This window comes from Portibacter lacus (assembly GCF_021533215.1).
Taxonomy (GTDB): domain Bacteria; phylum Bacteroidota; class Bacteroidia; order Chitinophagales; family Saprospiraceae; genus Portibacter; species Portibacter lacus.
On the sequence record NZ_JAJNKA010000002.1, the window covers coordinates 90,187 to 115,657 of the forward strand.

Consider the following 25,471-nt stretch of genomic DNA (forward strand, 5'->3'; position numbering starts at 1 on the left):
TTTTATAGAAAGTATGAACAAATATAAAATAATTAAAGATATAAATACCTTTTTATCTTTTATTATAAAAATATAACTACATTTGTTGTATTGATAAACAACAATTAAAAAAGCTCGAGATGAAAAAGCAACTATATTATTTTACTGCAGCACTTGCAATAATCTTTACGATTGCAATATTTGCAAATAGCTGTAACACCAGTAGAACTGCTAACACAGGTGCGTTAGATAACGATGCCGCTAGTGCTGTATATGTCGCTCCAGGCGAATATGATGAGTATTATGGATTTTTCTCCGGTGGATTCAGCGGGCAAGTATCCGTGTATGGACTTCCAAGCGGTAGACTGCTTAAGGTTATACCGGTTTTCTCGCAAGATGCCGAAAAAGGTTATGGCTACAATGAAGAAACAAAACCCATGTTGAATACAACCTTTGGTTTTATTCCTTGGGATGATGCTCATCACCCAGAATTATCTCAGACGAATGGTGAGACTGATGGAAGATGGCTTTTCATCAATGGTAACAATACACCTAGAATTGCTCGACTTGATCTGACTACCTTCGAAACAGCGGAAATAATCGAGATTCCTAATAGTGGTGGAAACCATAGTTCTCCATTTACTACAGAAAACACGGAATATGTGGTTGCCGGGACTAGGTTCTCTGTTCCATATCCTCAGAAGGATGTTGCCATCGATTCTTACAAAGAAAATTTTAAAGGAATGTTGTCTTTTATCAAGGTTAATGATGAAGGTCACATGGAAATCGCTTTTCAAGTATTACTTCCAGCATTCGATTACGATCTAGCGCATTCGGGAAAAGGCAAATCCCATGGTTGGACTTTTTTCACAACCTATAATACGGAAGAGAAGCACACTTTGCTAGAAGTTAACGCTTCGCAAAATGATAAGGATTTTATTGCAGCGATTAACTGGAAAAAAGCTGAAGAGTATATTGCTCAAGGTAAATACAAAGAAATTCCAGCGGAACACTACAGTAACAGATATGATGAAAAATCTCATATAGCAACATCTACATTACAGAAAACAGTTAAGGTATTAACGCCAGAAGATTGTCCAGGGTTAGTTTACTTCCTACCTACACCAAAGTCTCCTCACGGAGTTGATGTTGACCCTTCAGGTGAATATATTATAGGTAATGGTAAGTTATCTGCAGACTTAACCGTGCATTCCTTTACTAAAATGCTTGCAGCTATAGAAAATAAAGATTTCGAAACAACGATCGCAAGTGTTCCTGTTTTAAAATACGACAAAGTAGTCTCTGGTGTTGTTACGAAACCAGGTTTAGGACCTTTGCATACAGAATTTGATAATGACGGAAATGCATACACGACATTCTTTATTTCTTCAGAAATCGTAAAATGGAAGTTAGGAACATGGGAGGTTCTAGACAGAATTCCTGCTTACTATAGTGTAGGACACTTAATGATTCCAGGTGGTGATTCTAAAAAACCAGATGGTAAGTACATGGTCGCTTTGAATAAGATCACTAAGGATCGATACCTCCCTACAGGACCAGAAATGAATCACTCTGCACAACTTTATGATATTTCAGGTGATAAGATGAAACTACTACTTGATTTCCCGACTATCGGTGAGCCTCACTATGCACAAGGAATATTGGCAAGTAAAATCACTTCAAAAAGTAAAAAATTCTACCCGCTAGAGGAAAACGAACATCCTCATAGAGCATTAGGTGAGAAAGATACGAAAGTAGTAAGAGACGGAAGCGAAGTCCATATATACATGACATCGATAAGAAGTCACTTTGCTCCAGACAACATAGAAGGAATCAAAGTTGGTGATAAAGTATTTATCCACCTTACGAACTTAGAACAAGATTTCGACGTCCCACATGGATTCGCAATTCAGGGCGCTAGAACTGCTGAGCTATTAGTAATGCCTGGTCAAACGGAAACGATGTACTGGGAACCACAAAGAGAGGGAGTTGTTCCTTTCTACTGTACCGACTTCTGTTCCGCATTACACCAAGAAATGCAAGGATACATCAGAGTTTCTCCTGCCGGTTCATCTACTGAACTGAAATGGAGCATGGGTGAACCTGATGAAGAATTATAATAGTTAAAGGTTTACGTAACATTTCTAGCTGGCATGACCGATACACATCGAGATTGCCAGCTATTTTATCAGATTCATTAATCAAAACTGAAATGAAACTACCAAGAATTTTAATCTTTTTGGCGGGGATTCTATTGATCTCTTTATTCATATGGCCAATGTGGAAAATCACCTTACTGGCACCTCAATATCCAGATGGTGTTCAGATGCATATCTACATTAATAAAATAGGTGGGAAAACTCCCGGTACACTTCAGAATGTAAATATTCTCAACCACTACATCGGGATGAAGAAGATAACTCCTGAGTCTATTCCAGAATTGAAATACATGCCGCCGATCGTCATCTTTTACATCATTACCGCTTTCATAGTTGGTATTTTCAATAAAAAATGGATGTACTGGGCTTGGCTCATCTCTCTGATTCTAGTTCTTTCTATAGGTCTATATGATTTTTACTTATGGGAATATGATTATGGCCACTCGCTAGATCCGAAAGCTCCGATGAAATTTGAAGGCGCTTCTTTCCAGCCGCCACTGATAGGTCGAAAAGAGATCATCAATTTTACAGCGATTTCTCTACCTCACATCGGTGGATATTTTTTAGGACTGTCTATTATGCTAGGCATGGTAGCAACATATCTTAAATCAAAAAAGATAAAAGCATGAGATTAATCCCCATCGCAATTGGACTCTTATTATTCGCAGCATGCAACGTAGAACCTGTTGCCATCGAATATAATCACGATGAATGCGCATACTGTAAAATGAAAATTTCCGACGTTAGATTCGGAGCAGAAATGGTCACTAAAAAAGGGAAAATATTCAAATTTGACTCCGCTGAATGTTTAATCAGAAGTTATAATGAAAATTCGGATCAACAATATGCACACGTAATAGTTAGCGACTACAGTAGACCACATACTTTAATCGACGCACTTCCAGCATCTTTCCTTATTTCAGACCAAATCCCTAGCCCGATGGGCGGAAACCTAAGTGCATACGAAGACGCAGATAACGCTAATAAAATCCTAAAACAGAAAGGTGGAGAATTATTTACTTTCGATCAAATAGTCGCAAAATATAAACTTCAATATAAATGAAAATGGCCTTCCTATTCATCTTGAATTTACTGGGAATTGGAATATATGCCAATGTAGTAGAGGTGTGTAAAAATTGTCAGTACCAAACTATTCAAGAGGGTTATCAAGCCAGCATAGAATGCGATACCATTCTGATCAAAAATGATGAATTTGTAATCGATAATTGGTTAATAGAAAAAAGTCTAACCATTATCGGAGAAAACGGAGCTCATTTAATTGCCAAAGATGGAGGTGAAATCATCACCATCGCCACTAATCATGTTAATATTATCGGCTTAAAATTTTCTGGTGTAACTACGAATTATCTAAAAGAAAATGCCGCGATCAGAGTCAAACATTCTAAACACTTCTTGATCGAAAACAACCAGATTACAGATTGCTTCTTCGCCATCTACCTTGAAAAAGCCAAGTCTGGAACCATCAGCAATAACTTAATCGATGGAAATGCAAGTACAGAAGCAGAATCGGGAAATGGCATTCACGCATGGAGTTGTGACTTTCTAACCATCCAGTCTAATGAAGTCCTCCATCACCGCGATGGCATATATCTCGAATTTGTCAATAATAGCGACGTTATCAAGAATCACAGTCACCACAACACTCGTTATGGTCTCCATTACATGTTCAGCAATGACGACACCTATGTAAGTAATGTTATTGAAAAAAACGGAGTTGGTGTTGCAGTTATGTTTTCCAGAAGAATCACCATGAAGCATAACACATTTGCTAATAATTGGGGACATGCGGCATACGGATTACTCCTAAAGGAGATCTATGATGCGGAAATTACGGACAACAACTTTCTAGAAAACACCATCGGGATCTTTGTAGAAGGCTCGAATCGGATCAACTATCTCAACAACAATTTCAGAAGGAATGGCTGGGCGATCAAATTTTCAGGTGGTTGCGAAGCCAATGTCATCTCGAATAATAATTTCTTGTACAATTCTATAGATTTAGTGGTTGCAAGCAAACTGAATGATAATACATTCGAAAACAATTACTGGAGTGATTACACTGGATATGATCTAGACAAAAACGGAATCGGAGATGTCCCTTACTACCCTGTCAAGTTGTTTTCCTACATCCATCAGCAGGCTCCTGAAACAGTGGTTCTCATGCGAAGTTTGTTCGTCGAAATAATCAATTATGCTGAGAAAGTAAGCCCAGTTTTCACGCCGAAAGACATCATGGATCCAAAACCCAAAATGAACATCATCCTATGATAACATTTAAACAACTAAACAAAACTTATAAAAAAAATCATGTTCTTAAGAATATCGATTTAGAAATGGCAGGATCGGGAGTTGTTGCACTTTTAGGGCCTAATGGTTCCGGAAAGACAACTATGTTGAAGTGCTTCCTAGGAATGGTTCTACCAGAAAGTGGAGACATTATTTTTGATGGCCAGTCCATTCTAGGAAAATACGAATACCGTTCTAAAGTCAGTTATTTACCTCAGATTGCTCGATTCCCAGACAACCTTTCTGCGCGAGAACTCATTTCTTTGATGAAAGAAATAAAGCCAGGAACCACAAGAGAAGCAAGATTTATTGAGGTCTTTAATCGTGAAAAAGAACTCGACAAGAAAATGTCGAGCTTGTCCGGAGGAACCCGCCAAAAGGTAAATATTATACTGGCCTTAATGCATGATGATCCATTGATCATTCTCGATGAACCGAGCACAGGCCTTGATCCATTATCCTTGCAAGAACTGAAAAAATTTATTCGAGAGGAAAAGGAGAATGGAAAACTTGTGATCATCACTACTCACATATTAAGTCTTGCGGAGGATCTTGCCGATGAAGTACTTTTCCTGCTAGAAGGCAACATTTATTTTAATGGGCCACTGCAACAATTGCTGAATGACCAACATGGTTCGAGCCTTGAAATGGCCATTGCACAAATTTTAAGGACTAATAAAGAAATTGCTCATGCTTAAAATCTTAAAGTTTAGCTTTTACGAAATGATCAGAAGTCGCTGGGTTTTTATCTATACCCTCTTCTACTTAGTTGCGACGATGGCCTTTTTATTATTGAGTAATGACTTATCGAAAGTGCTGATTAGCATGACGAACATCACGTTAATTCTTACACCGCTGATTGGAATTTTATTCGGAACCATCTACTACTATAATTCGAAGGAATTCATTCAACTTCTCATGGCGCAGGCCCTTTCTCGTTGGTCTATTTTCACAGGGATGTATCTAGGGATGGCGTTAGCATTATGCTTGAGTGTATTAGTAGGGATCGGCATACCCTTTCTATTTTACGGCATCATGGGTTCGCCAGATTTAACTATATATCTATTGCTTATAACAATGGGTTGTGTGCTTTCCATCATATTCTCCTTAATCGCATTTATCATAGCCATAAGTTGCGATGATGAAGTAAAAGGGCTGAGTATTTCCATTTTCGTTTGGTTGTTTTTCGCTATTATCTACGATGGTGCTTTCATGTTACTCATACTTGGTTTTAAAGATTATCCGCTAGATAAATTCACGATTAGCATGTTAGTTTTGAATCCAATCGATCTGGCTCGGATTCTCATTTTAATGAAGTTGGACATGTCAGCAATGATGGGATATACGGGTGCAGTACTCACGAAATTCCTAGGTAGAGGAATGGGCATGGTATTGGTTTCTGCTTCGTTGATGATGTGGATGATTATTCCATTTTGGAGGTTATTTGCACTAGGGAAAAAGAAGGATTTTTAATGGTTAATGCATTAATCAAGTAAGAATACAAGTTCAAGAATAGTTCTAATACCTTCTATACTGTAAGAATCATTTAGGGAATTCTAATTCTTTAATCCGAACAGAACAAAGAAAGTAAACTTTTGCTTATATTTAAAAAAGACCTATACTATGCCATTGATTATTGGATTGCTAGCCCTGTTTTTTCCAAGAGTAATTATTCTAATGCTCTATTTTCTAACGAGTTTCTTTACCGGAGTATACGATTCGATTTTACTTCCAATCCTAGGATTTTTATTTATGCCGGTTACGTTAATCGCCTATACTTATGCTATCAACACGGTCGGCCCTGGAAGCACAACAGGAATTGTAATCATCGCCATTGCTGTGATCATTGATCTTGGGTTATGGAAACGCGGCTCTAGGAGAAAATGACAACTTCGATTTAGGAAATTGGTAGAGAAGGGTTTGTTCCAATTTTTTGGGCGTCCGGGCGCTCCATTACGGGTTTCGCTGTTCGCTCATCACTCCCCGCTGAAAAGCGGCTCGCGACAAGCCCTCCATGCAGCTGACGCGAAATACACTATGAATTGAATATTTAATTTCATGTTATCAAATTTTTTATTCATAAATTCTAAACGGTGTCGAATAATACCCTCCTAATTCATTTCCAAAAACGTCTCTGATAAGAAAAACCTCTTTTTCTTCTACATCATTTAATCCCAGCATATCTGCTAGAACATTTCCTCTTTCTTTCTTTACTTCTACTTCTTTCTTAGGCACTTCCTTCGTTGGTAATCCCAAAACATCCTTTAAAAAATTCCCATTTTCTTCATTTTCATCATCTGCGGTCATTTTGTCAACTTGCTTCGCTAAGAAATCTTTCAAAGGTCTTTTCCGTTTCTTCGGTTGTTTTGTAGAACTAGCGGCTTCCTCTTCTACAGGCTTAGGAGGCTTAACTCCGTACGATACTCGATAATCTAACGTAGGATCAAGTTCATGGTGCGGGATTAAAGTTATAGACTTATAATCATCAGCGTATTCAACTTCATAAGGTATCTTAGAAATGATTCCAATACTATCTCTTCCTAGAAATCTAAACCACTGATTGGCATTAGCGGATGGCATTACTGCATTAGAGAAAGTTATTTTGATCTCGTCTGTCACATCAGCAGTATCTGTCGGTGTCATCCAGTCGATATTAAATGGAAAATCTATATGGACTGGAACAATTGCTTCTGTTTCGTGGTATCCGTCAGAAGCGACAACTTTGAATGTGGGGCTTGGACCAGAGGTAAGCTCAGAAGTATTAAACTTCATCATTTGTTCCTTGGTAATCCCTTTCATCTGCCAATCATTTAGGTCTCCTGGAGTATAAAATAGTGAGTAAGTTAAATCATCACTGTCTAAGTCCGATGCTTGCCATCTTAATTCTATACTTTCGATAATGGTATCGTTAGCAGAAGGAGAGAGAAGCGCTATGGAAGGAGCGTTTTCAGAGACAATATATTCCCCTATAACTTCATCATTTTCTAGAATTCTTAAAGATTTTAAATTACTATTTTCAGGAAAATCAATACTAGTCAAAAATGAAATGGGCAAAGATTTATCAATCGGAAAGCAAGTGACTTTCTCAGGTGTTGGATTGAAACCTTTTTTTGAAATTACTTTTCCATCTTTATCAACTGCTTCTACAATTAAATAACCACCATCAGTATAATCAGTAAATCCCACTCCCTTTTCTTTTACAAAATCTATAGTTGCTTTTCCTTTACTTATATTGTATTTCCCAGACAAGGAAATGGTTTTATAAGTCATAAATTCTGGAATGTCTTTTTTATTTGATACCCACTTATAACTTGACTTTTCGTTATCTCTAAAGCTAATTTTATATTTTGTTTTACTAAGGTGTTCGTATACTTTTGTATATTGAAAAACATCCAACCAAAGCGTATTGTAAAAAACATTAGTGTGTGTTGCAAACATAAGAGAACAAAATTCTAGACTTTGTTCATTTCCTTCCGCACAACTTTTATTATAACCATTTCTTCCATTAATGTTAATTCGATATCCTTCTATATGTTCATGCCAAATCTCTTCCTCCCATGTATCAAATGGCATTGCTGCCACTTCAGCTCTATGGGCGAAATCAATGACATAAGGAACATGTTCCAAGGATAGTGTATGTCCTATTTCATGAGTAAGTAAAGCTCTGGGTAAAATTTCAGGTACATAATGCAATTGTACAAATCTTCCATTATATGGTAAATTTAAAGATGGTTCTCTTTCCCAGCTTTTGGCATAACCTCCTTGTTTACCATCTGCTGTGAAAACAACAATGACATCTGCAGACGATTCTAAACTTAACACTTTAAAATAATCTAACATTTGAGTTTTACTGATCCCATTTTCCGCATCTGGACCAACATCTATAGCCGCTTCTATCACTCGTCCCTCTATGTTTTTAATCGGGAATATTTGCTTACCTAATTTTATATTCTTCTCAACAAATTCCTTAACAATGGCTAGATCAATAGCGGGAACTCCGTCCCTCCAATTTTGGGTTTTAAATAAATAACATTCGACCTTCAGCTCTGGTGCCAAGTCATAATAATCAACTTCCTTCTTCAATTCATATTTCACTTTTTCATCTATAGAAGAACATTCTTGAAAATCTGGAATTATTTCTATCGTTAGGTGATCACCATCCGATTTGCTTGGTTTGTAACCATACACATTGGCTGAATTTAGTCCCATTCTTATATCTTCGTCCGTATATAGATCCTGTTGTTTAAAAACAAAAGGGTATCTGTTACATACCGTATTACCATTCTTCCCTTTAACATAAACGGTTGCTGGAAACTCATCTACGAAGCTTTTTTCTCCCACATCTATAGGCTTATCCCAGAACACCTGTACTCTAACCAAAGCATTTTTGCCCTCAATTAAAGGTGCATCTACGACAGTTTGATATACTCGGGTTTTGAAGTAATTGGGTTGTACAATTGTTGAAAATTTCCAATGTTCATCCAACGCAAGTTCTCCTCCACTAATACTTCGAATTCCCTCAACACCATTTTTTACTTTAACTTCATATATAATTCCTAATCTTAGCTTTTTGCCTGGTAAAATTTGTAGTTTATTATTTTGTATCTGATTTATTCCTATATCTTCTATGATAAATTGATCTAAGCTATTATAATACCCTAGTTGTATATTTCCTGGAGTAATAGACAACGGATCCACCGCCTCCGAAAACTCTATTTCTAAACATGGCACATCCACATTCACATTTACTTTCCCATCTCTAGGCGAATAGTCCGTGATAAAAAACGGATCTGCTACTTCCTCACAACCATTCTCCATATGATATTTAGCAACATCATTTACTCTAACATTGAACACCAGATCTATATGAATTTGTCTCTTTACACTTTTGCCATCTCCTCCTTGAACACTACCCTCTAATAAGGCTTTCATTCGTCCTTTCAGTTTATTACCTCTAATGGGTTCAACCTCAAACGATCCTGAAACTTCTTCAAATTGAATTCCGTATAAATTTTCACCTGTCTTAACCGCCGCTATCATATCTGACATCAAAGGAAAGGCTTCTAAGGACTTCCCAAAAATTGAACTGCTATCCTCCTGCACTTCTTGCATCCTAAACCTAGAGGACATATTGGCATACATTGATTTTTTCATTCCGTGATGCATGATCACCATGAAATTCTTCTTATGATCTGACCCTACAATATGCTTTTCTCCGGCAAGCCGTTTTAGTGTATTGCTCCCCACATTTAAAAAACTATTGTTATTATCATCGTAGAAAGTGAACATTTTAAAGCATCGTAAAACTTTATCTGTTGTTGTATCTCTTCTTACCTGATACATCAAACCTGCTCCTCCAGATAATTTAAAATTTAAGTCTCCAGTAATTGTTGCATGCCAGTCAGTTTCAACAGACACACTCATTTCCTTATAATCCGACCCACCATCTCCATCATCCACCGTTACCCTAACCTTATAAACTCCAGGCGCATCATAAGTATGCATTACATTTCTAAATTGCTTCCCAACCTTCGTATTCCCATCTCCAAAATCCCACGTATAGACCAGTTCATCGCTACCTGGATCGTAAGCAATGGCTTCAAATTTCACCCTTCGATTCGAGTTATTCTCTACTTTTCCATCCATAAACCTGACTTCAGGTGGAAGATTCACTACCTTGACTTGTTGAGCAATCGAAACTTCATTATTCTTAGAGTCCTTAACATGAAAATTGATCGTATAATTTCCATCATCTCGAAAAGTATGCCCCATAGAAAACTGATTTAAATACACCATTTTCTTCCCATCGCCCATATCCCAAGTACAGGAATAATATTCGCTGTGATCTTCACCAACTTTACTGATCGAGTAAAACTGAAACTTACCCTCTTCTATTTTCTCCGGGATATTTACAGTGTTTAAGGTTAATTGCGCAGTGCTAGTATGGACACTAAATAAAGCAAAAGAAAAGATTAACAATCTGACAAAGCTTCTCATAAAATTCTAAATTTTAAAAGGTGCAAGAACTTGGTTTTTATCTTTGTCAAGATAATCAACAAAAAGTTAACATTCAAAAATGAGAAACATTTGATATCAACCTGAATCAATGAATGCTAGGTGAATACATTAAACAAACTCACTAACCCAGCATTCTATATTTAAAGATCAACTCAAATTGACCCCGAACAAATACCCAACTAAAGCCGTAAGTCCCATCGCAACCGTTCCCCAAAATGTAATCCTGATGACTGCTTTCGACATACTACTCCCGCCAGTTTTTGCAGACAATGCTCCTAATACAATAAGAAACAATAATGCAGAACCATATAGCGTATAAACCATGTTTACTAAGGGCAGAAATAACGCTACTAAAAAGGGCAAAATTCCTCCAGCTGTGAAAGCCAATCCAGATGTAAGGGCTGCTTGGATCGGATTCGCCTGCGAACTTTCTGTAATTCCTAACTCATCTCTCACGTGAGCAGCCAGTACGTCATGAGCCGTGAACTCTTTTGCAACAGCCATCGCAGTCTCCTTGTTCAAGCCTCTTTGCTCGTAAATTTCTGCTAACCTTTGCAACTCCAACTCTGGCATCTCTTCCAGCTCTATTTTTTCACGGGCGATATCCGCTTTTTCAATGTCTGTTTGTGAACTTACAGAAACATACTCTCCTGCGGCCATTGATAATGCACCAGCCACTAGACCCGCTAGAGTAGCAAGCACAACCGGCTCTCTTGTTACGCTCGCCGCGGCAACACCTATTGCAATACTGGCCGTTGACAGAATGCCATCATTCGCACCTAATACTGCTGCTCGAAGCCAATTGCTTTTATGGATAAAATGATCCGCTAAGTAATTCTCTAAATCTTTATCTACTTCAGTCATCATTGTTTTTTTATAAGCTGGTTCATCACCAATATACTACTGAATTAGGTAGTATGCTCCGTTAATTAAAAATTCAATTTCCGGATCTAATGCCTCTTTAATTTCAATAAATCCATTTTGCTGCGCTCCGACCTCGATCGATTTTTTATCAAAGATCATCCCAGCATCATCCTGAGAACGAAGCATCATTCCATAATATACTTCATTCATTTTGACCAGCGCATCCTCAGGTAGTGCCTTCGCTCTGTATTCGTCTATCAGTATTTCTGCATTCGCATACATTCCTGGAACCAGCGACTGATTACTATCATCTTCTATATGACAATGAATCGTAATCATATGTTTTTCATTTATCGATCTGTTAATTAAGTGAATCGTAGCATGGTATTTCTTATCGGGATTACCCTGCAAGGTGAACGTCAAGGGTTGCTCTTTTTTTAATAGCAAGGCATCTTTTTCCAATACAGAAAGTTCTAAATGAATATGTGATGCATTCGCAATTTTTAACGCAGTCTCATTGGGCTCTAAAAACATTCCTTGAATTGCGTCTATATGAGTTATATAACCTGAAATCGGAGCAGCGACTTTTAAGGTAGAAACTAGACTATTAATGGTTAACTGATTCGTATTAATGCCATACAAGTTCAACTTTTTTCTTAGCGCTCCATGTTTAGCTTGAGTGGTATGCAATTCCGATTTCGCCTTTAGCAAGTCTTTTTTCGTAGACAGATTTTCTCTTTGTAGGTCAATTTGTCTATTATATTCTTCCTGTAGATATTCTAATTGGCTATCAGCTATAAGAAATTCCTCCTGCATGTTTATAATCTCTGGATTCGTTATCGTGAAAAGTTGCTGTCCTTTCCTGACCCATTCCCCTTCTATGATATTTATGGAACCTATCGTCCCACTCATCAGTGTACTTACAGCCGCAGTATTTTTCTCTGGAATATCAAGTGAGCCTGTAGCATTGATTATTTTAGTAAAATCTTGTTCTTCTACTTTTCCTAGTTTAAACTTAGAACTATCGAACTGCTTCTTTTCTAATGTGATGCCTGTTGTTTCAGCCATCGTCTCTTCCATATCCGTATCGGTCGGATTTTGATTGCATGCACTTACTAGAATAATAAATGCCAATGCGGTGTTTAATTTATATGTATAAGCCATGTCTATATTAATTTGAAAGGTATTGTAATGAAATAGTGGTCTGGTTGTACTCATGTATCAGTTCCAGCCGCTTAATTTTCGCTTGCCGAGCATTGTCTAAGATCATTAAGTATTGAAAATAATCTATGGCTCCTTTTTCGAGTGCGGTGCTAGCGGATTCTAAAAGTTCATTGGTAGAAAGAAAAACCGACTCATCGAAAGTTATTATTCGAGCAGAAAGGTTTTCCAGTTTTTCATTGAGATACATTTGGTTTCTCTTTAATCTCGATGTATATAAATCCAATTGATTTCTCGAAATTTCAGTCGAGATCTGATCTGCTGATTGTTGCGCTTTGTACTGCTTATTCGATAATGGAATAGAAATGCCTGCTTGGATTCCCGGATACAGTTTAAGATTGGTGAAGCTATTGATTCCATTGAACAAAGCAAGATTGAATTCTGGTTTCCGCTGATTATAATTAACCTCCCGTTCTCTATCCGCTTTTTCTATCATAGATCTCGCAATGCCTAATGAAGGATGACTATCTAATATTGCTTGCTGAGCAGCTGCCATCTGATATTCAACTATCCTCACCTTGAATGGCTCACTAGATTGGGTTAAGGAGTAAAGCTCATTGTAAAGTGCGTTAATACGCCATGACACTTCTTCCGTCAATAATTGAACTTCATCTAGCTTCTGTTTTGCACTGAGTTTCTCTAAAACATTACTGCCTCCTAGATCATATTTTCGCTCAGCTTTTGAAAGAAATTGAATATAAATGCTGTCCACTTGTTCATAAACCATTAATAGGTTTTCATTGTAGATGATCTGATCGTATATGCTAGCAACTTCTCCTTGTAACTTAAACTTCATCAAGGCTTGATAGTTTTCTTGTACAACTACATTGCTTTCATGCAGTTCTTTCTTAGATCGATGAACAGATGGCAACTTGAAAGCGTGTCCGACACCAAGAACATGAAGTGGTCCTCCCACCTCTGGTATATTATTTTGGTCAAATTGATAGTAGAAATCTGTCTTGTTGATTTCACGGCTTGCATCAATAAGGATCTTCTCTCGATCGACCGCTAATTGCTCAGATTTGTATTCTAAATTATTAGCTTCAGCTACATTAATGACTTCAGCTAAATTTAATACTTGTTGGCTATTTCCAGTAAATGGTAGCACAAATAGTATCGGAATGACAACCATTTTCATAGCAAGCTTCATTGCTTTTCGTCCCTTGCCAAATAAGCTGTATAGCACTGGCAATACGAAAAGCGTGAGTAAAGTAGCGGTGAACAGTCCACCGATTACAACGGTCGCTAATGGTCGTTGTACTTCTGCTCCTGCAGATGAAGAAATCGCCATTGGCAAAAAACCTAAGGCTGCTGCAATAGCGGTTAATAATACGGGCCTAACTCTGTCGAGCGCTCCAGAAATAATAAGCTGATTACTGTGTTCCATACCTTGAGATTTTAACTCTTTGAAATGTTCTATCATGACGATTCCATTTAATACTGCGATTCCGAATAATGCAATAAACCCAACGCCTGCTGAAATACTGAAAGGCATTCCTCGCAAATACAAAGCGAAAACTCCACCGATCGTTGCAAGCGGGATCGCACTAAATATGATTAATGATTCTCGGATAGAATGAAATGCGAAATACAGCAAAATGAAAATCATAATCAGTGCAATTGGAACGGCTACGATTAGTCTTTGGGTCGCCTTTTCTAGGTTCTCAAATTGACCACCATATTGGATATAATAGCCAGTAGGAATAGTTATTTTCTGATCAATGATGCTACTGACTTCATCGACTACTGATTGAAGATCTCGCCCTCTAACATTGACCCCGACCACAACTCTTCTCTTCGTATCATCTCTAGATATCTTAGCAGGACCGGTGGTGTAAGTAATGTTTGCAAATTCACTTAGTGGCAATTGCTGACCTGATGGTAGGTCAACCAATGCATTCTTTAAACTTGAGATATCATTCCGATATTCCTTATTGTATCTCAGCACAATATCAAATTGGCTCTCGCCCTGAAATATGGCACCCGCTGACTTCCCAGCAAATCCCATTGCAAGCAAATCATTCAGATCACTGATATTCAGTCCGTACCTTGCTATTTTCGCACGATCATACTGAACGGACATTTGGGGCAAGCCATCTATTTTCTCCACTGAAATATCTGCTGCACCATCTACATTTCGAATGGCTGCTTCGATCTCACTTGCCTTCTGATAGAGCACTTCTAGATCTTCTCCGAAAAGCTTAATGGCGAGGTCGGATCTGGCCCCTGAGATCAATTCGTTAAACCTCATTTCGATCGGTTGCGTAAATTCGATTTCGACACCAGGAATTTCTGCTAAAAGTGCAGCCTTGAAAACCTCTGCTAGTTCATCTTTTGATTTGGCGGAAGTCCATTTACTTTTCTTCTCTAGGGTAATAATGACGTCACTTTCCTCCATGGACATGGGATCGGTAGGCACTTCCGCACCACCGATACGACTAACCACTTGCTTAACCTCAGGGAATCGTTTAATGATCTGCTCTATTCTGGTGGTCATGTTCACGGTTTCTGCAAGCGACATTCCGGTCTTGAGAACGGGTTGAATTACAAAGTCTCCTTCATCCAATGTTGGGATAAATTCTCCACCCATTCGACTAAACACCAAAATAGTCAGTACAAAAAGTCCGATCGCAATTCCCAAAACCAAGTATTTAAGTTTTAAAACTTTTGATAAAATCGGTTGATACAGTCGTTTAATTGCATCGACAAACTTCGTAGAGATATTAGGCTTCTCACTGATATGCGGTTTCAAGAACAAAGAAGCCATCACAGGAACATAAGTAAAACACAAGATCATGGCGCCGAGTAATGCAAAGCAAAATGTCAATGCCATAGGTCTGAACATCTTGCCTTCTATACCAGACAACACCAAGATTGGAATGAAAACGATAATAATAATCACCTGACCAAAAACCGCTGAATGCATCATTTTATCGACTCCCTCTCCGACCAGTTTATCGATGTGCAATTTCCGATCGTTCGCGGTGAGACTATTCAGCTTGGTCGCATTCTGGGTGAGACTAAAGGCAATGTATTCAATAATAATTACCGCTCCATCTATGATAATTCCAAAATCAATTGCTCCTAAACTCATCAGATTCGCATCCACGCCAAACAAGTACATCATCGATAAAGCAAAGAGCAAAGTAAGCGGAATGACAGAAGCAACAACGAGACCTGATCGCAGATTTCCTAGTAAGAATACCACAACAAATAACACAATCAGAAATCCAAAGATCAGATTTTCTGCGATGGTGAAAGTCGTTCGACCGATCAAGTCACTCCTTTCTAGAAAAGGATTAATATAGACGCCTTCAGGTAGGGAAGCTTGAATCTCAGCTACCCTTTCTATAACGGCATCGATTACTTTTTTAGAATCTGCATCTTTGAGCATCATCACTTGCCCAAGGACTTTTTCCCCTTCTCCATTTCCGGTAATCGCTCCAAATCGCGTTGCCGCTCCGAATCCCACGGTCGCAATATCTTTTACATAGATGGGCATACCATCTACATTCTTCACGACAATATTCTGTATATCATCAATGTTTTTAGCAAGACCTTCCGCTCTTATAAAAAAGGCCTCATTGGATTTCTCGATGTACCCACCTCCCGCAACACTGTTATTATCTGTCAATGCTTTATAAATCTCTGACAGTGTAATATCCATGGACTGCAACTTTAACGGATCGACAGCTACTTCGTAGGTTTTCAAAAAACCTCCCCATGTATTCACTTCCACAACTCCGGAAATACCGGATAATTGTCGCTTAACAATCCAGTCTTGAATGGTTCTAAGCTCCGTAACGCTGTACTTGTCCTCATATCCATCCTTGACATCAAGAATATACTGGTATATCTCGCCTAACCCAGTACTAATCGGCCCCATAAATGGGCTACCGAACCCCTCAGGAATTTGATCTTCTACAGACTTAAGACGCTCAGCTATCAGTTGGCGTGGCAGATAAGTCCCCATGTTATCTTCGAAAACAATGGTCACCACCGATAAACCAAATTTAGAAATAGATCTAATTTCCACGACTCCCGGAAGGTTAGCCATTTCCAGTTCGACAGGATACGTCAGAAATCGCTCCACTTCTTCAGTAGGCAAATCTCTCGATGTCGTGATGACCTGAACTTGATTATTCGTGACATCAGGAACCGCTCCTATGGGAATATTCAATAAGGAGTAGATCCCAAACCCAACTAAGCCGGCGATTAGTAAAAGAATGAGGAATTTATTCTTTAGACTAAAATTAATAATACGATTAAACATATTTGCATAAAAATTTCTTATCAATTCAATAGAAACAACAATCCAGATAACACTGGAAAGTAGCCTCAATACTTACAAACTTGACTAAGAAATAGAAGGGGGCCCTCTGAGTGAGAAGGCGCTCTTAAAAGGTGGATCGGGAAATGGGTCTTCCTTTAAGTAATGCTCAGAAGGTAAGTAAGAATGCTTATTGGAAATTAGATACGTCTGATCGAATACGATTGCTAAAATAGCGACTTGAGCTATGGCGTCATTCATGTCAACATCTAGCCCGTTACCAGACTGGAAATGTTCTAAGTGACCATCTCCCATATCTATATTAAGCATCATCTTAATATGGCCCAGAAAAGTATCAGATGGCTTTTCCGAAGTCACTTGCTCAGCACTGAACATCGTATTACAATGTGAGTGCGGCATCACAGTATGCATGACCACAATGAGTCCTGCAATATAGAGCGATATGACTTTCAGCATTTTGATTTTACTAAGTTATGAAATTTATTCCGAGAAATACTGTATGAAGCACTATATAGAATGAGTCTTAAAAAAGATAGTTTAATCCGAAATCCTGTTTCCTTGCTATCGTATTAATTACATTTAATTGCAATGCGCATGTTGACCACTTATAATTAAATCATATTGCTCTTGACTTAAATACTGTGGCGTATATGAAGCCCCAATATCCTTAAGCTTACCATCGAACGCCCTCATATGATTCTTAGATCCACATATTAGCTTTTCATATACTTCTTTAATGTCTGTCTTTGAAGTTTTATCAATGGCCACTTGTATATCTCTAATGTCCAGATCTTCTATGGATGCACCAACTAGTAAAGCATTCTCTAAAGATAAATCTCCCTTTAGAATCAAGTCATCATAGAGCCCTTGTAATGCTTCATTACTAAAAATTCCATTTTGGTCAATGATTGGATCTTCTAAATTATATTGGTCAAGAAGGGTTATCAAGGCATCCATGTGTTTTTGTTCACTGCCACTAATATTCTTAAAAATCAACTGATCATATTTATCGTAGAGATATAAATAAACATCTCTAGCTAGTTTCTCTTCTTCTCTCATAAAGAGTAAATCAGATTCTTCCACTTCTGTCAGAATGTTTTCATTTTCTTGGTCAATGATATCTGACGATTTCTCACATGACGAAAATGCGAATAATGTAATCATAAAAAAAGCCGTACCTAATATTGATAATTTCATAATTGATTGTTTTAATAAGCATTATTAATAATAGCTCCTCTTTCGATTCACCTTTTAATAAAGTTACAGGCTATTTTACTACGGCATGGTAACCTGAGTTACGTAGAAACCGATGAAGAATCAGAATTAAAAGAATTTTTTCTACAGCACTTTTTTTGAATTTTACAATTGTAAGAAATTAAATGAAACAAGATTACGAGCTTGAAAGCTGTTTCATACATTTAGACTCATAAGCCAGCGGGAGGAAAAGTAGGAAGGCAGGACTGCGAAGCTAATTGTAGGTAAATGTATCCTTCCTTTACACATGTTTCATTCAGGTCCAGTGTTAGAAAAAAACTCATGGTATCACATTCAGTTACCCGTCCGATTACCAGCGGATCCTATGAATGTTTTTTTCAGATGTGATTTTTTGTGATCAACATCCTCGATCACCTGAGAAGAAATAACAAGAAGCAAAACTAGGACCAATCCATCTATTTCATACATTTAGACTCGTAAGCCAGCGGGAGGAAAGGAGCGATGCAGGACTACGAAGCTAAATATAGGTAAATGTATCCTTCCTTTACACATGGTTCATTCAGGTCCAATGTTAGATAAAAACTCATGGTATCACATTCAGTTACCCGTCCGATTACTAACGGAACTTGTTCACTTACCAGCGCATAATACTATTCATGAAAGCTATGGACTTCCGTACCATCATATCGGTATACACCACCCACAGTTCCAAACCAAATATTACCTTCCCGATCTTCTGATATCCCGAAATTCATTTCACCTTTATCGAAAATGATTTCTGGGTTCCAAGTAGCCGAAATGATCGGCAAAGGTGCTGGCTTGAATCGAGTAAGTTTAATATCACCTGAGCCTATACTACCATATATTGAACCTTTCGAATCCTCGAATAAATAACCTACAAAGTCCCTCGTGAAGTTGGTTAACTTTCGACCATCATAATGCATCAATCCATTATTTCCACCGAACCAGATATGCCCATTTCGATCTTCCATGATGGTTCTAACATTGTGAAAAGAACCTCCATCTTTATTAGTAAAATCTGAAAATTTTTCTCCATCATAAATGGTTACTCCTCCACCACTCCCGATCCAAACTTTCCCATCTTTATCTAATGTAATATCATGGATATCATTATCTGCAATCCCATCAGAAGCATCAAAATTCTGGAATGTTCCCTTAGTATTCTCATCTGAACTTGGGGTATAAATACTAACTCCCAGATCATGTCCGAACCAAATGTTTCCATCTGCATCTTCAGTGATGCATTCTACGTTATCATCGCTCATACCATCTGCAGAACTGAAATTCGTAAATTCCTTGCCATCATATTTATAAGCTCCACCTCCTATCATACCGAACCACAAGTTATCCTTGCTATCTTCTAGAATACAGAAAACACGGTACCGACGAAGTCCCGCCATGTTTGTGTAATTTGTAAAAACCTTGCCATCATATTTGATAATACCATTCCAGGTCGCCAGCCAAATATCACCATTTTTATCCTCCAGTACATTTCTAGTAATTACTGCAGGACCATATTCACTTCCGATCCCATTATTCTCAACGAAATAAGGATCTACCTCATTTGGAATAGATTGAGGTAGAAAAGTTTTAGTATTTATCGGTTTAGCATTGTCAATTTTTGAGTCCTCTGTTTTTGCTTGACCTTGGCAGGAAATAATACAAAATAAATAGATCGCAAAAAAAGAAAATAAAAGATTTTGATTCATTGTTCTAGGCTTTGCAATAAATATACTACTAATTCAACGGGAGCAAATTTGAGGTATGTAAATTAATGTAAACATTTGCAATAACGAAGGCTAAGGCTTCGATTTAAAACATTTAGACTCGTAAGCCTACGAGAGGAAAAGTGAGGAGTGCAGGACTGCGAAGCTAAATGTGGCCCAGAAGAATCCCTTCCGCTTAGCTTCAATCCATCTGGTCTGTCCACCTCCTCTGAGCTGCGGAGAACACTAATGAACTGCGCTGATGCAAATATCACAGGATACATATTAATTTCCCTGTCCACATTAATCCTAAGTCTTAACTCCAATTAACAGTTTTTACTTATTATCGCTTAGATACTTCTACCTTCACCGTATTTGATGGATTTTCTAATTCATCCAGCCTTTCCATTAATTGATATACTGTGACTTTTAATACAGCTAGTTCTTCTTTTTGCTCCTCGATCAGTTTCTGCTGCGCTTGAGTAGCACTAACATTTAACATACTGATCGCTTCATAATCTACAGTATGAAAGTCATCGACTTCACGGCCATATACAAAAACTTTATTGGCTGATAAAGGGAGATCCTTGACTTGAAATCCTAATGGACTAACTTTTGTGACCTCGTAAACTTCTGCAGCGTGATCCGTAATGAGTTTTACCCTTTCGCCCACCTTTAGATCAGTCTCTAAAGAAATCCAACCTTTGTTTACTACTGCTCTTTGGTAAATGTCAGGTATTACATCTGTCAGATTAGAGGAAACAGCTTGAGGATACACCTCTTTCACCTGCTGGGCGATAACTTTTTTGTAGCGCTTATGACCTTTAGTAAAAGTATCTATCATTGTGTAGTCCATAATTTCAATGCCCAGTATGGTTTTTAGATCTTCATCCATATCGCTTACTCCCTTAATATTTTTGATTCGGGCATCTGAAAATGCAACAAAGGCATTTGCTCCGACATTATCTGAAAAGTACCCCGAAAGTGTTCCAAATGATGGCGGAACTTGTCCTACAGGAGTGACCCCATCATACAATAATCCTGAAAAAGCAGAGTTTGCTCCTGTACCTTCAACCACTAGTTTGCCAGCAACTGGATTATTGGTTCCAATACCCAAATTACCATTTGATGAAATACGCATTATCTCGGTTTGATTCGAGAAATCATTCTCAGAGTTGAAGAATAGAAATGGAGTACCGGCCTTCCAATTAAGATAAGTCTTATCATCTCCCTGTCGACCACTGAAAAGCCTCAGGAAATGACTCTTATCTGAGTTGGCTAACTGTATTACTGCACCTACATTTGTTTCTTTTGTGCCAATATCAAGTGCAAATTTTGGATCATCCGTCCCAATTCCCATGTAGCCCTTTTTTAGTACCGTTACAGCGTTAGACTTCACTGTACTTGTGCCATTGCCAAGCACAAAAAGTCGGTCATTCGGTGAGGAAGCAGATGTACTTGCAGGACTGTAGTCTGTATTGTAAAAACCCATTACTGTTTCTCCGTAAGACTGCGCTATATTTCCCCTTCCACCTACGATCGAAGAATATTGACCATTACTGGTATTGCCGCTACCTCCTCCAATATTCGTATATTGTCCAACAGCCTGATTAGAATTTCCTCCGCTTACGACTGATCTATATCCTTCTGCTTTATTGCCAATTCCACCACCGAGAAATGACCAATCGCCACTTGCTAAATTATCAAATCCTCCACCTACTACTGAATAAGTAGCTCTTGCAATATTACCTATTCCTCCTAATACTGAGGCAGTTGCGCCCTCTGCTTTGTTATCTTTCCCTCCTCCAATAAAGGATCCATTTCCAGATGCTGTATTTCTTACACCTCCAACAATTGCTGAGGTATCCGCTATGATATTATTATTTTTTCCACCTCCCACAAATGAAGCTTCACCAGATACCTTATTGTTTTCACCTCCAACTATGATAGCAGCATCACCAGTAGCTTGATTAAAAACTCCACCGCCCACAAATGAAATTACACCAGATGCATCATTTTGTTGTCCTCCAACTACAATAGATCGACTTTTGGATGCTTCATTAAGAATACCTCCTCCAATAAAGGAGGCATCACCAGTTACATCATTACCCACTCCCCCAACCACGGAGGACGTAGATCCAGAGACACCATTACTTATACCACCACCGACAAAAGAAGACCTCCCACTTATAGTGTTTCTGGAACCACCAACAACAACAGATGTATCACCTGACACAAGATTGTTGCGTCCACCGCCTACAAATGAGAAATCATCTGATACAGTATTTTTTTCACCACCACCAATAAAGGACCACAAACCATTTGCCTGATTTTGCTCTCCTGCCCCAACAAATGAAGATTGTTCTTGGGCATGATTAAGCAATCCGCCTCCAACAAAAGACCGGCTGCCATTTGCTAGATTTTGATATCCTCCACCTACAAATGAGTATTGACCAAGTGAAGTATTTCCATATCCGCCTCCAACAAAAGAGTCATCACCACTTGAGTTGTTATCGGCACCTCCTCCGACAAATGATTTATTCCCAGAGGCTGTATTATGAACCCCACCAACAGCAGCAGCAAATGCTTCAGTAGCTGAATTTCTAGTTCCACCAACGACAACAGATGAATCTCCTGATGCTATATTCAATCTACCTCCTCCAATAAACGAGTGTGAATGGGAGGCAGTGTTACTTTCTCCTCCAACAACTATTGAAAAATCTCCTAGGGCTGCATTAGAAGAGCCACCACCAACGAAGGCTACAAGTACAGCATTATTGTCAATTCCGCCTCCTACGAATGAAGATCCTCCTGATGCTTCATTTTGAAATCCTCCTCCAACAAAAGATTTTGCCCCAGTTGCATTATTTATTTGACCTCCACCCACAAACGAATCTTCTCCCATTGCAATATTACTACTACCACCAACTACACTCGATTTTACTCCTTGCGCCCTATTACCAGCACCACCAACAACACTTGAACCAGAACCAGATGCAGCGTTGTTAATTCCACCCAAGATCGATGTGAGTTCCCCAGATGCTTTATTTTGAGATCCTCCTCCAACAACTGACCATTGACCAGAAGCTGTATCTTGCTGCCCTCCACCTACAAATGCAAAGGTACCAGATGCAGAATTATCTGCACCACTCCCCACAAAGGAATTATCACCAATCGAAGTATTTTTAGATCCACCGCCAGCAAATGAATTACTACCAATTGCTGAATTCTGCAATCCTCCACCTACAGTTGAAAGGATTCCTGATGCAGTGTTTTGAGAACCACCCCCTACGTATGAATCATCCGCCTTTGCAGTATTTAGAAAACCACCACCCACGAATGATTTTAGCCCCAAAGCTCTATTTCCTGCTCCTCCACCTACAAATGAACGGTTACCAGATGCTATACCACCTTCACCACCTCCAACAAAAGAAAAGTCACCTGAACTCTGATTGCTAAAGCCACCTGCTACTGTCGAATAATCCCCTATACTGTCCAAATTCCACTCTATACCGACTACTTCACCCACTCTCAGTGCCTTCAACTCAGGTATCCACATCATCCGAACTCCAGCTCCTTCTGCTGGAAGACCACCGACTCCTCCTTCGAACAAGAATCCTCCGCCCACATGCAGTTTACTCAAAGGAGCACTATTTCCTATCCCCACATTTCCATCTCCCTGTATCCTCATATGCTCTGAAAATCCGGAATAATCCTTATTCATTCCAACAAATCTAAACGGTGAACCAAGTTCCCAAGCAAGATATGGATTTGGATCACTTGATTTACCGCTAAAAACCCTGATGAACTGACTGGTATCCGAATTATGCAATTGTACAAATCCTGGATCATCTGGATCACTCCCTATCAATGCCAGATCACCTGTTGCATTTAAGACCATCGCCTCTGATCCGTCAACATCAAATCTGATCACATTTTCATTTGGTGATTCTTCCAGCTGAATCTTAGTATCTCCATCTGCATCAGTCAAAAAGCTTGTTATTCCTCCATGTGCCAATTCAATCCACGCTGCTCCATTATAGTACCAAAAACTTTGGGAGTCTGTGTCATAAACCAGCAGCCCTGTAGCGATTGGATTAATTCCTGTTCTTTGGCCAGCATCCATTCTCGGAATCAAGATTCCTTTAGAATCAGACTGTATATCTAGCATTGCACTAGCGTCCGGCGCTGAACCTGTGTTGTTAATTCCGATGGATTGAGCACAAATTTTAGCTGAGCAAAGGTAAATTGTGATAAATAGAATTGTCTTGTAGATCATTGTAAGGCTTTTTTTGGATTATATAATTTCTGTCTTAATATTCAAATCACTAGTTTGAGCGGCATGATTCGTTTCAATAAGCTCACGAAGGGTTGATCTTTTTGAGCATCTTTGGAATTACTGATTAATACTGCACAATTAATGCATGCCAATGTGGTGACAAATTGTTTCATTGTTAATAGTTTTCTGGTTCAAAAACGTTATTTTCTATACACGAGGTGCAATTGTCGGCACTGTGGATTTATCAAATGAGTTATGAACTGTAATGCTATTCACTGAACCATCTTCGCTGCGATTAAAGACCAATCGAGCATCCATACTTGTTGCATCGAATTCATCTTTGCCAATATACTTAAGCTCTACTGTTGCATAATCTGGCATCTTTAAGAAAAGCTGCTTATCTTCCATCTTCACACTCACAATCATTTTCTTAAAAAGCAATGGAACATTCATTTCATATTTTCCAACACAAGCGGAAAGCGCTTTAATCCTTTGCTCACTACTTTCCACCATCTTTAAATTGACCATAAACTCATAGAGTGGAATACCATTTTCCTCCCTGATGGGACTTAGGATAAAGTCTCCTTGATCTCCTTTTGGTATAAGAGCGATGACGCCATCCGTTTTGTTTAGCTTTTCACCTTTGAAGTAGGTTTGAGTAATCAATTCATGGAAACCTCTTCGACTTACTTTCCAATGAAGGTGAGGTGTTCTCCAGTTTTCTTTTATCGAAGGATCCGCAAAAGCGTAGGAAGCTGGTTTGATCGTTTTAAAACCGAAGCTACCTGATGCATCTGTTGTCATCTGACCCCAGCCTTCGAAATTTGGATCTAAAGGGCTAGGGTTCTCGGCATCACCTTCGTGAGAGTAGCGTCCGTGGTGGTTGGCTTGCCACAATTCTACTAAGGCATTGGCGATGGGTTCACAATTTTCATCTCTCACGATTCCTCTTATTAAGATTTTCTCGCCTTCAGCTTCACCTTGTTTTCCTTGAATAGTAGTTAGGTCAACGTCCCCATCACCATTTTTAACGTGAGGATAGAATGGCCCTAAGGTTTGATCGAGGGTCGTTTCGCATGATTCTTCCAACACATTAGGAGTATTTTCTTTTACCATTTGATTGGCCACTAGTTTACTGGTGATTAATCCAGCAGTCGCTCCGAGACCTAGCTTTAAGAATTTTCTACGCTTATCATTTTTCGAATTCATTGTATTTGGTTTTGATTATGCAGGCTGTATTTGGTTTTAATTGTTATACCCAAAAATACAAGAACACCCCCTCGGTCTTCTAGGATAATCTGACCAAAAACTAGGAGAATCTGCTCAAAGTGCTTATTTCTTGCACTTTCTGTAGGATTAAAAAGTCAAGTTGCTTAAATTCATTCAATGTTTATTTTGTAGATCCAAATCT

At 38.5% G+C, this 25,471-nt stretch carries 16 protein-coding genes; 7 read left to right on the top strand and 9 right to left on the bottom strand.

What is annotated here, in order from left to right; genetic code table 11:
* Positions 1 to 119: 119 nt before the first annotated feature.
* The 7 genes from nosZ to L2586_RS02940 all read left to right on the top strand — a co-directional run bounded on the left by nosZ (position 120) and on the right by L2586_RS02940 (position 6,332).
* The gene (gene nosZ, locus L2586_RS02910; RefSeq protein ID WP_235291273.1) at positions 120 to 2,099 is read left to right on the top strand and encodes a Sec-dependent nitrous-oxide reductase; all 1,980 of its coding nucleotides are present in this window, start codon (positions 120 to 122) and stop codon (positions 2,097 to 2,099) included.
* A gap of 92 nt (positions 2,100 to 2,191) precedes the next feature.
* Positions 2,192 to 2,767, top strand: coding sequence for a hypothetical protein (locus tag L2586_RS02915; RefSeq protein WP_235291274.1), 576 nt, complete (start codon positions 2,192 to 2,194; stop codon positions 2,765 to 2,767).
* Positions 2,764 to 3,201, top strand: coding sequence for a nitrous oxide reductase accessory protein NosL (locus L2586_RS02920; protein ID WP_235291275.1), 438 nt, complete (start codon positions 2,764 to 2,766; stop codon positions 3,199 to 3,201). The genes L2586_RS02915 and L2586_RS02920 overlap by 4 nt, the downstream gene beginning before the upstream one ends.
* The gene (nosD, locus tag L2586_RS02925) at positions 3,198 to 4,427 is read left to right on the top strand and encodes a nitrous oxide reductase family maturation protein NosD (RefSeq protein ID WP_235291276.1); all 1,230 of its coding nucleotides are present in this window, start codon (positions 3,198 to 3,200) and stop codon (positions 4,425 to 4,427) included. Before L2586_RS02920 ends, nosD begins: the two co-directional genes overlap by 4 nt.
* Positions 4,424 to 5,143, top strand: a complete 720-nt coding sequence (locus L2586_RS02930) for an ABC transporter ATP-binding protein (protein ID WP_235291277.1) — start codon at positions 4,424 to 4,426, stop codon at positions 5,141 to 5,143. The genes nosD and L2586_RS02930 overlap by 4 nt, the downstream gene beginning before the upstream one ends.
* Complete coding sequence (locus L2586_RS02935) at positions 5,136 to 5,918, top strand: ABC transporter permease (RefSeq protein ID WP_235291278.1); 783 nt, start codon at positions 5,136 to 5,138, stop codon at positions 5,916 to 5,918. Before L2586_RS02930 ends, L2586_RS02935 begins: the two co-directional genes overlap by 8 nt.
* Positions 5,919 to 6,068: 150 nt before the next feature.
* On the top strand, positions 6,069 to 6,332 hold the full coding sequence (locus L2586_RS02940; protein WP_235291279.1) for a hypothetical protein: 264 nt from the start codon (positions 6,069 to 6,071) through the stop codon (positions 6,330 to 6,332).
* A gap of 186 nt (positions 6,333 to 6,518) precedes the next feature.
* Here L2586_RS02940 and L2586_RS02945 read toward each other — a convergent pair whose 3' ends face one another.
* From L2586_RS02945 to L2586_RS02985, 9 genes are all read right to left on the bottom strand, one after another.
* Entirely contained in the window at positions 6,519 to 10,442 is a 3,924-nt protein-coding gene (locus L2586_RS02945) for a PKD domain-containing protein (protein ID WP_235291280.1), read from the bottom strand.
* Between the two features lie 168 nt (positions 10,443 to 10,610).
* Positions 10,611 to 11,327: a VIT1/CCC1 transporter family protein gene (locus L2586_RS02950; RefSeq protein WP_235291281.1), complete on the bottom strand. Its 717-nt coding sequence runs from the start codon at positions 11,325 to 11,327 to the stop codon at positions 10,611 to 10,613.
* 36 nt (positions 11,328 to 11,363) lie between these two features.
* Positions 11,364 to 12,491, bottom strand: a complete 1,128-nt coding sequence (locus L2586_RS02955; protein ID WP_235291282.1) for an efflux RND transporter periplasmic adaptor subunit — start codon at positions 12,489 to 12,491, stop codon at positions 11,364 to 11,366.
* Positions 12,492 to 12,498: 7 nt separating this feature from the next.
* Positions 12,499 to 16,821, bottom strand: coding sequence for a CusA/CzcA family heavy metal efflux RND transporter (locus L2586_RS02960; RefSeq protein WP_235291283.1), 4,323 nt, complete (start codon positions 16,819 to 16,821; stop codon positions 12,499 to 12,501).
* Positions 16,822 to 16,905: 84 nt separating this feature from the next.
* A complete protein-coding gene (locus tag L2586_RS02965; RefSeq protein ID WP_235291284.1) occupies positions 16,906 to 17,295 on the bottom strand; it encodes a hypothetical protein in 390 nt (129 codons plus the stop codon).
* 123 nt (positions 17,296 to 17,418) lie between these two features.
* Positions 17,419 to 18,036 (bottom strand): DUF2202 domain-containing protein, encoded by a 618-nt coding sequence (locus L2586_RS02970; protein ID WP_235291285.1) that lies wholly within the window; start codon positions 18,034 to 18,036, stop codon positions 17,419 to 17,421.
* 668 nt (positions 18,037 to 18,704) lie between these two features.
* A complete protein-coding gene (locus tag L2586_RS02975; protein WP_235291286.1) occupies positions 18,705 to 19,784 on the bottom strand; it encodes a ligand-binding sensor domain-containing protein in 1,080 nt (359 codons plus the stop codon).
* 340 nt (positions 19,785 to 20,124) lie between these two features.
* Positions 20,125 to 24,060: a tail fiber domain-containing protein gene (locus L2586_RS02980; RefSeq protein ID WP_235291287.1), complete on the bottom strand. Its 3,936-nt coding sequence runs from the start codon at positions 24,058 to 24,060 to the stop codon at positions 20,125 to 20,127.
* A gap of 207 nt (positions 24,061 to 24,267) precedes the next feature.
* Positions 24,268 to 25,269, bottom strand: a complete 1,002-nt coding sequence (locus L2586_RS02985) for a dioxygenase family protein (protein WP_235291288.1) — start codon at positions 25,267 to 25,269, stop codon at positions 24,268 to 24,270.
* Positions 25,270 to 25,471 lie beyond the last annotated feature (202 nt).

Coding starts and splice junctions, on each gene's coding strand:
- nosZ (WP_235291273.1), top strand. CDS start 120: ATGAAAAAGCAACTATATTATTTTACTGCAGCACTTGCAATAATCTTT.
- L2586_RS02915 (WP_235291274.1), top strand. CDS start 2,192: ATGAAACTACCAAGAATTTTAATCTTTTTGGCGGGGATTCTATTGATC.
- L2586_RS02920 (WP_235291275.1), top strand. CDS start 2,764: ATGAGATTAATCCCCATCGCAATTGGACTCTTATTATTCGCAGCATGC.
- nosD (WP_235291276.1), top strand. CDS start 3,198: ATGAAAATGGCCTTCCTATTCATCTTGAATTTACTGGGAATTGGAATA.
- L2586_RS02930 (WP_235291277.1), top strand. CDS start 4,424: ATGATAACATTTAAACAACTAAACAAAACTTATAAAAAAAATCATGTT.
- L2586_RS02935 (WP_235291278.1), top strand. CDS start 5,136: ATGCTTAAAATCTTAAAGTTTAGCTTTTACGAAATGATCAGAAGTCGC.
- L2586_RS02940 (WP_235291279.1), top strand. CDS start 6,069: ATGCCATTGATTATTGGATTGCTAGCCCTGTTTTTTCCAAGAGTAATT.
- L2586_RS02945 (WP_235291280.1), bottom strand. CDS start 10,442: ATGAGAAGCTTTGTCAGATTGTTAATCTTTTCTTTTGCTTTATTTAGT.
- L2586_RS02950 (WP_235291281.1), bottom strand. CDS start 11,327: ATGACTGAAGTAGATAAAGATTTAGAGAATTACTTAGCGGATCATTTT.
- L2586_RS02955 (WP_235291282.1), bottom strand. CDS start 12,491: ATGGCTTATACATATAAATTAAACACCGCATTGGCATTTATTATTCTA.
- L2586_RS02960 (WP_235291283.1), bottom strand. CDS start 16,821: ATGTTTAATCGTATTATTAATTTTAGTCTAAAGAATAAATTCCTCATT.
- L2586_RS02965 (WP_235291284.1), bottom strand. CDS start 17,295: ATGCTGAAAGTCATATCGCTCTATATTGCAGGACTCATTGTGGTCATG.
- L2586_RS02970 (WP_235291285.1), bottom strand. CDS start 18,036: ATGAAATTATCAATATTAGGTACGGCTTTTTTTATGATTACATTATTC.
- L2586_RS02975 (WP_235291286.1), bottom strand. CDS start 19,784: ATGAATCAAAATCTTTTATTTTCTTTTTTTGCGATCTATTTATTTTGT.
- L2586_RS02980 (WP_235291287.1), bottom strand. CDS start 24,060: ATGATCTACAAGACAATTCTATTTATCACAATTTACCTTTGCTCAGCT.
- L2586_RS02985 (WP_235291288.1), bottom strand. CDS start 25,269: ATGAATTCGAAAAATGATAAGCGTAGAAAATTCTTAAAGCTAGGTCTC.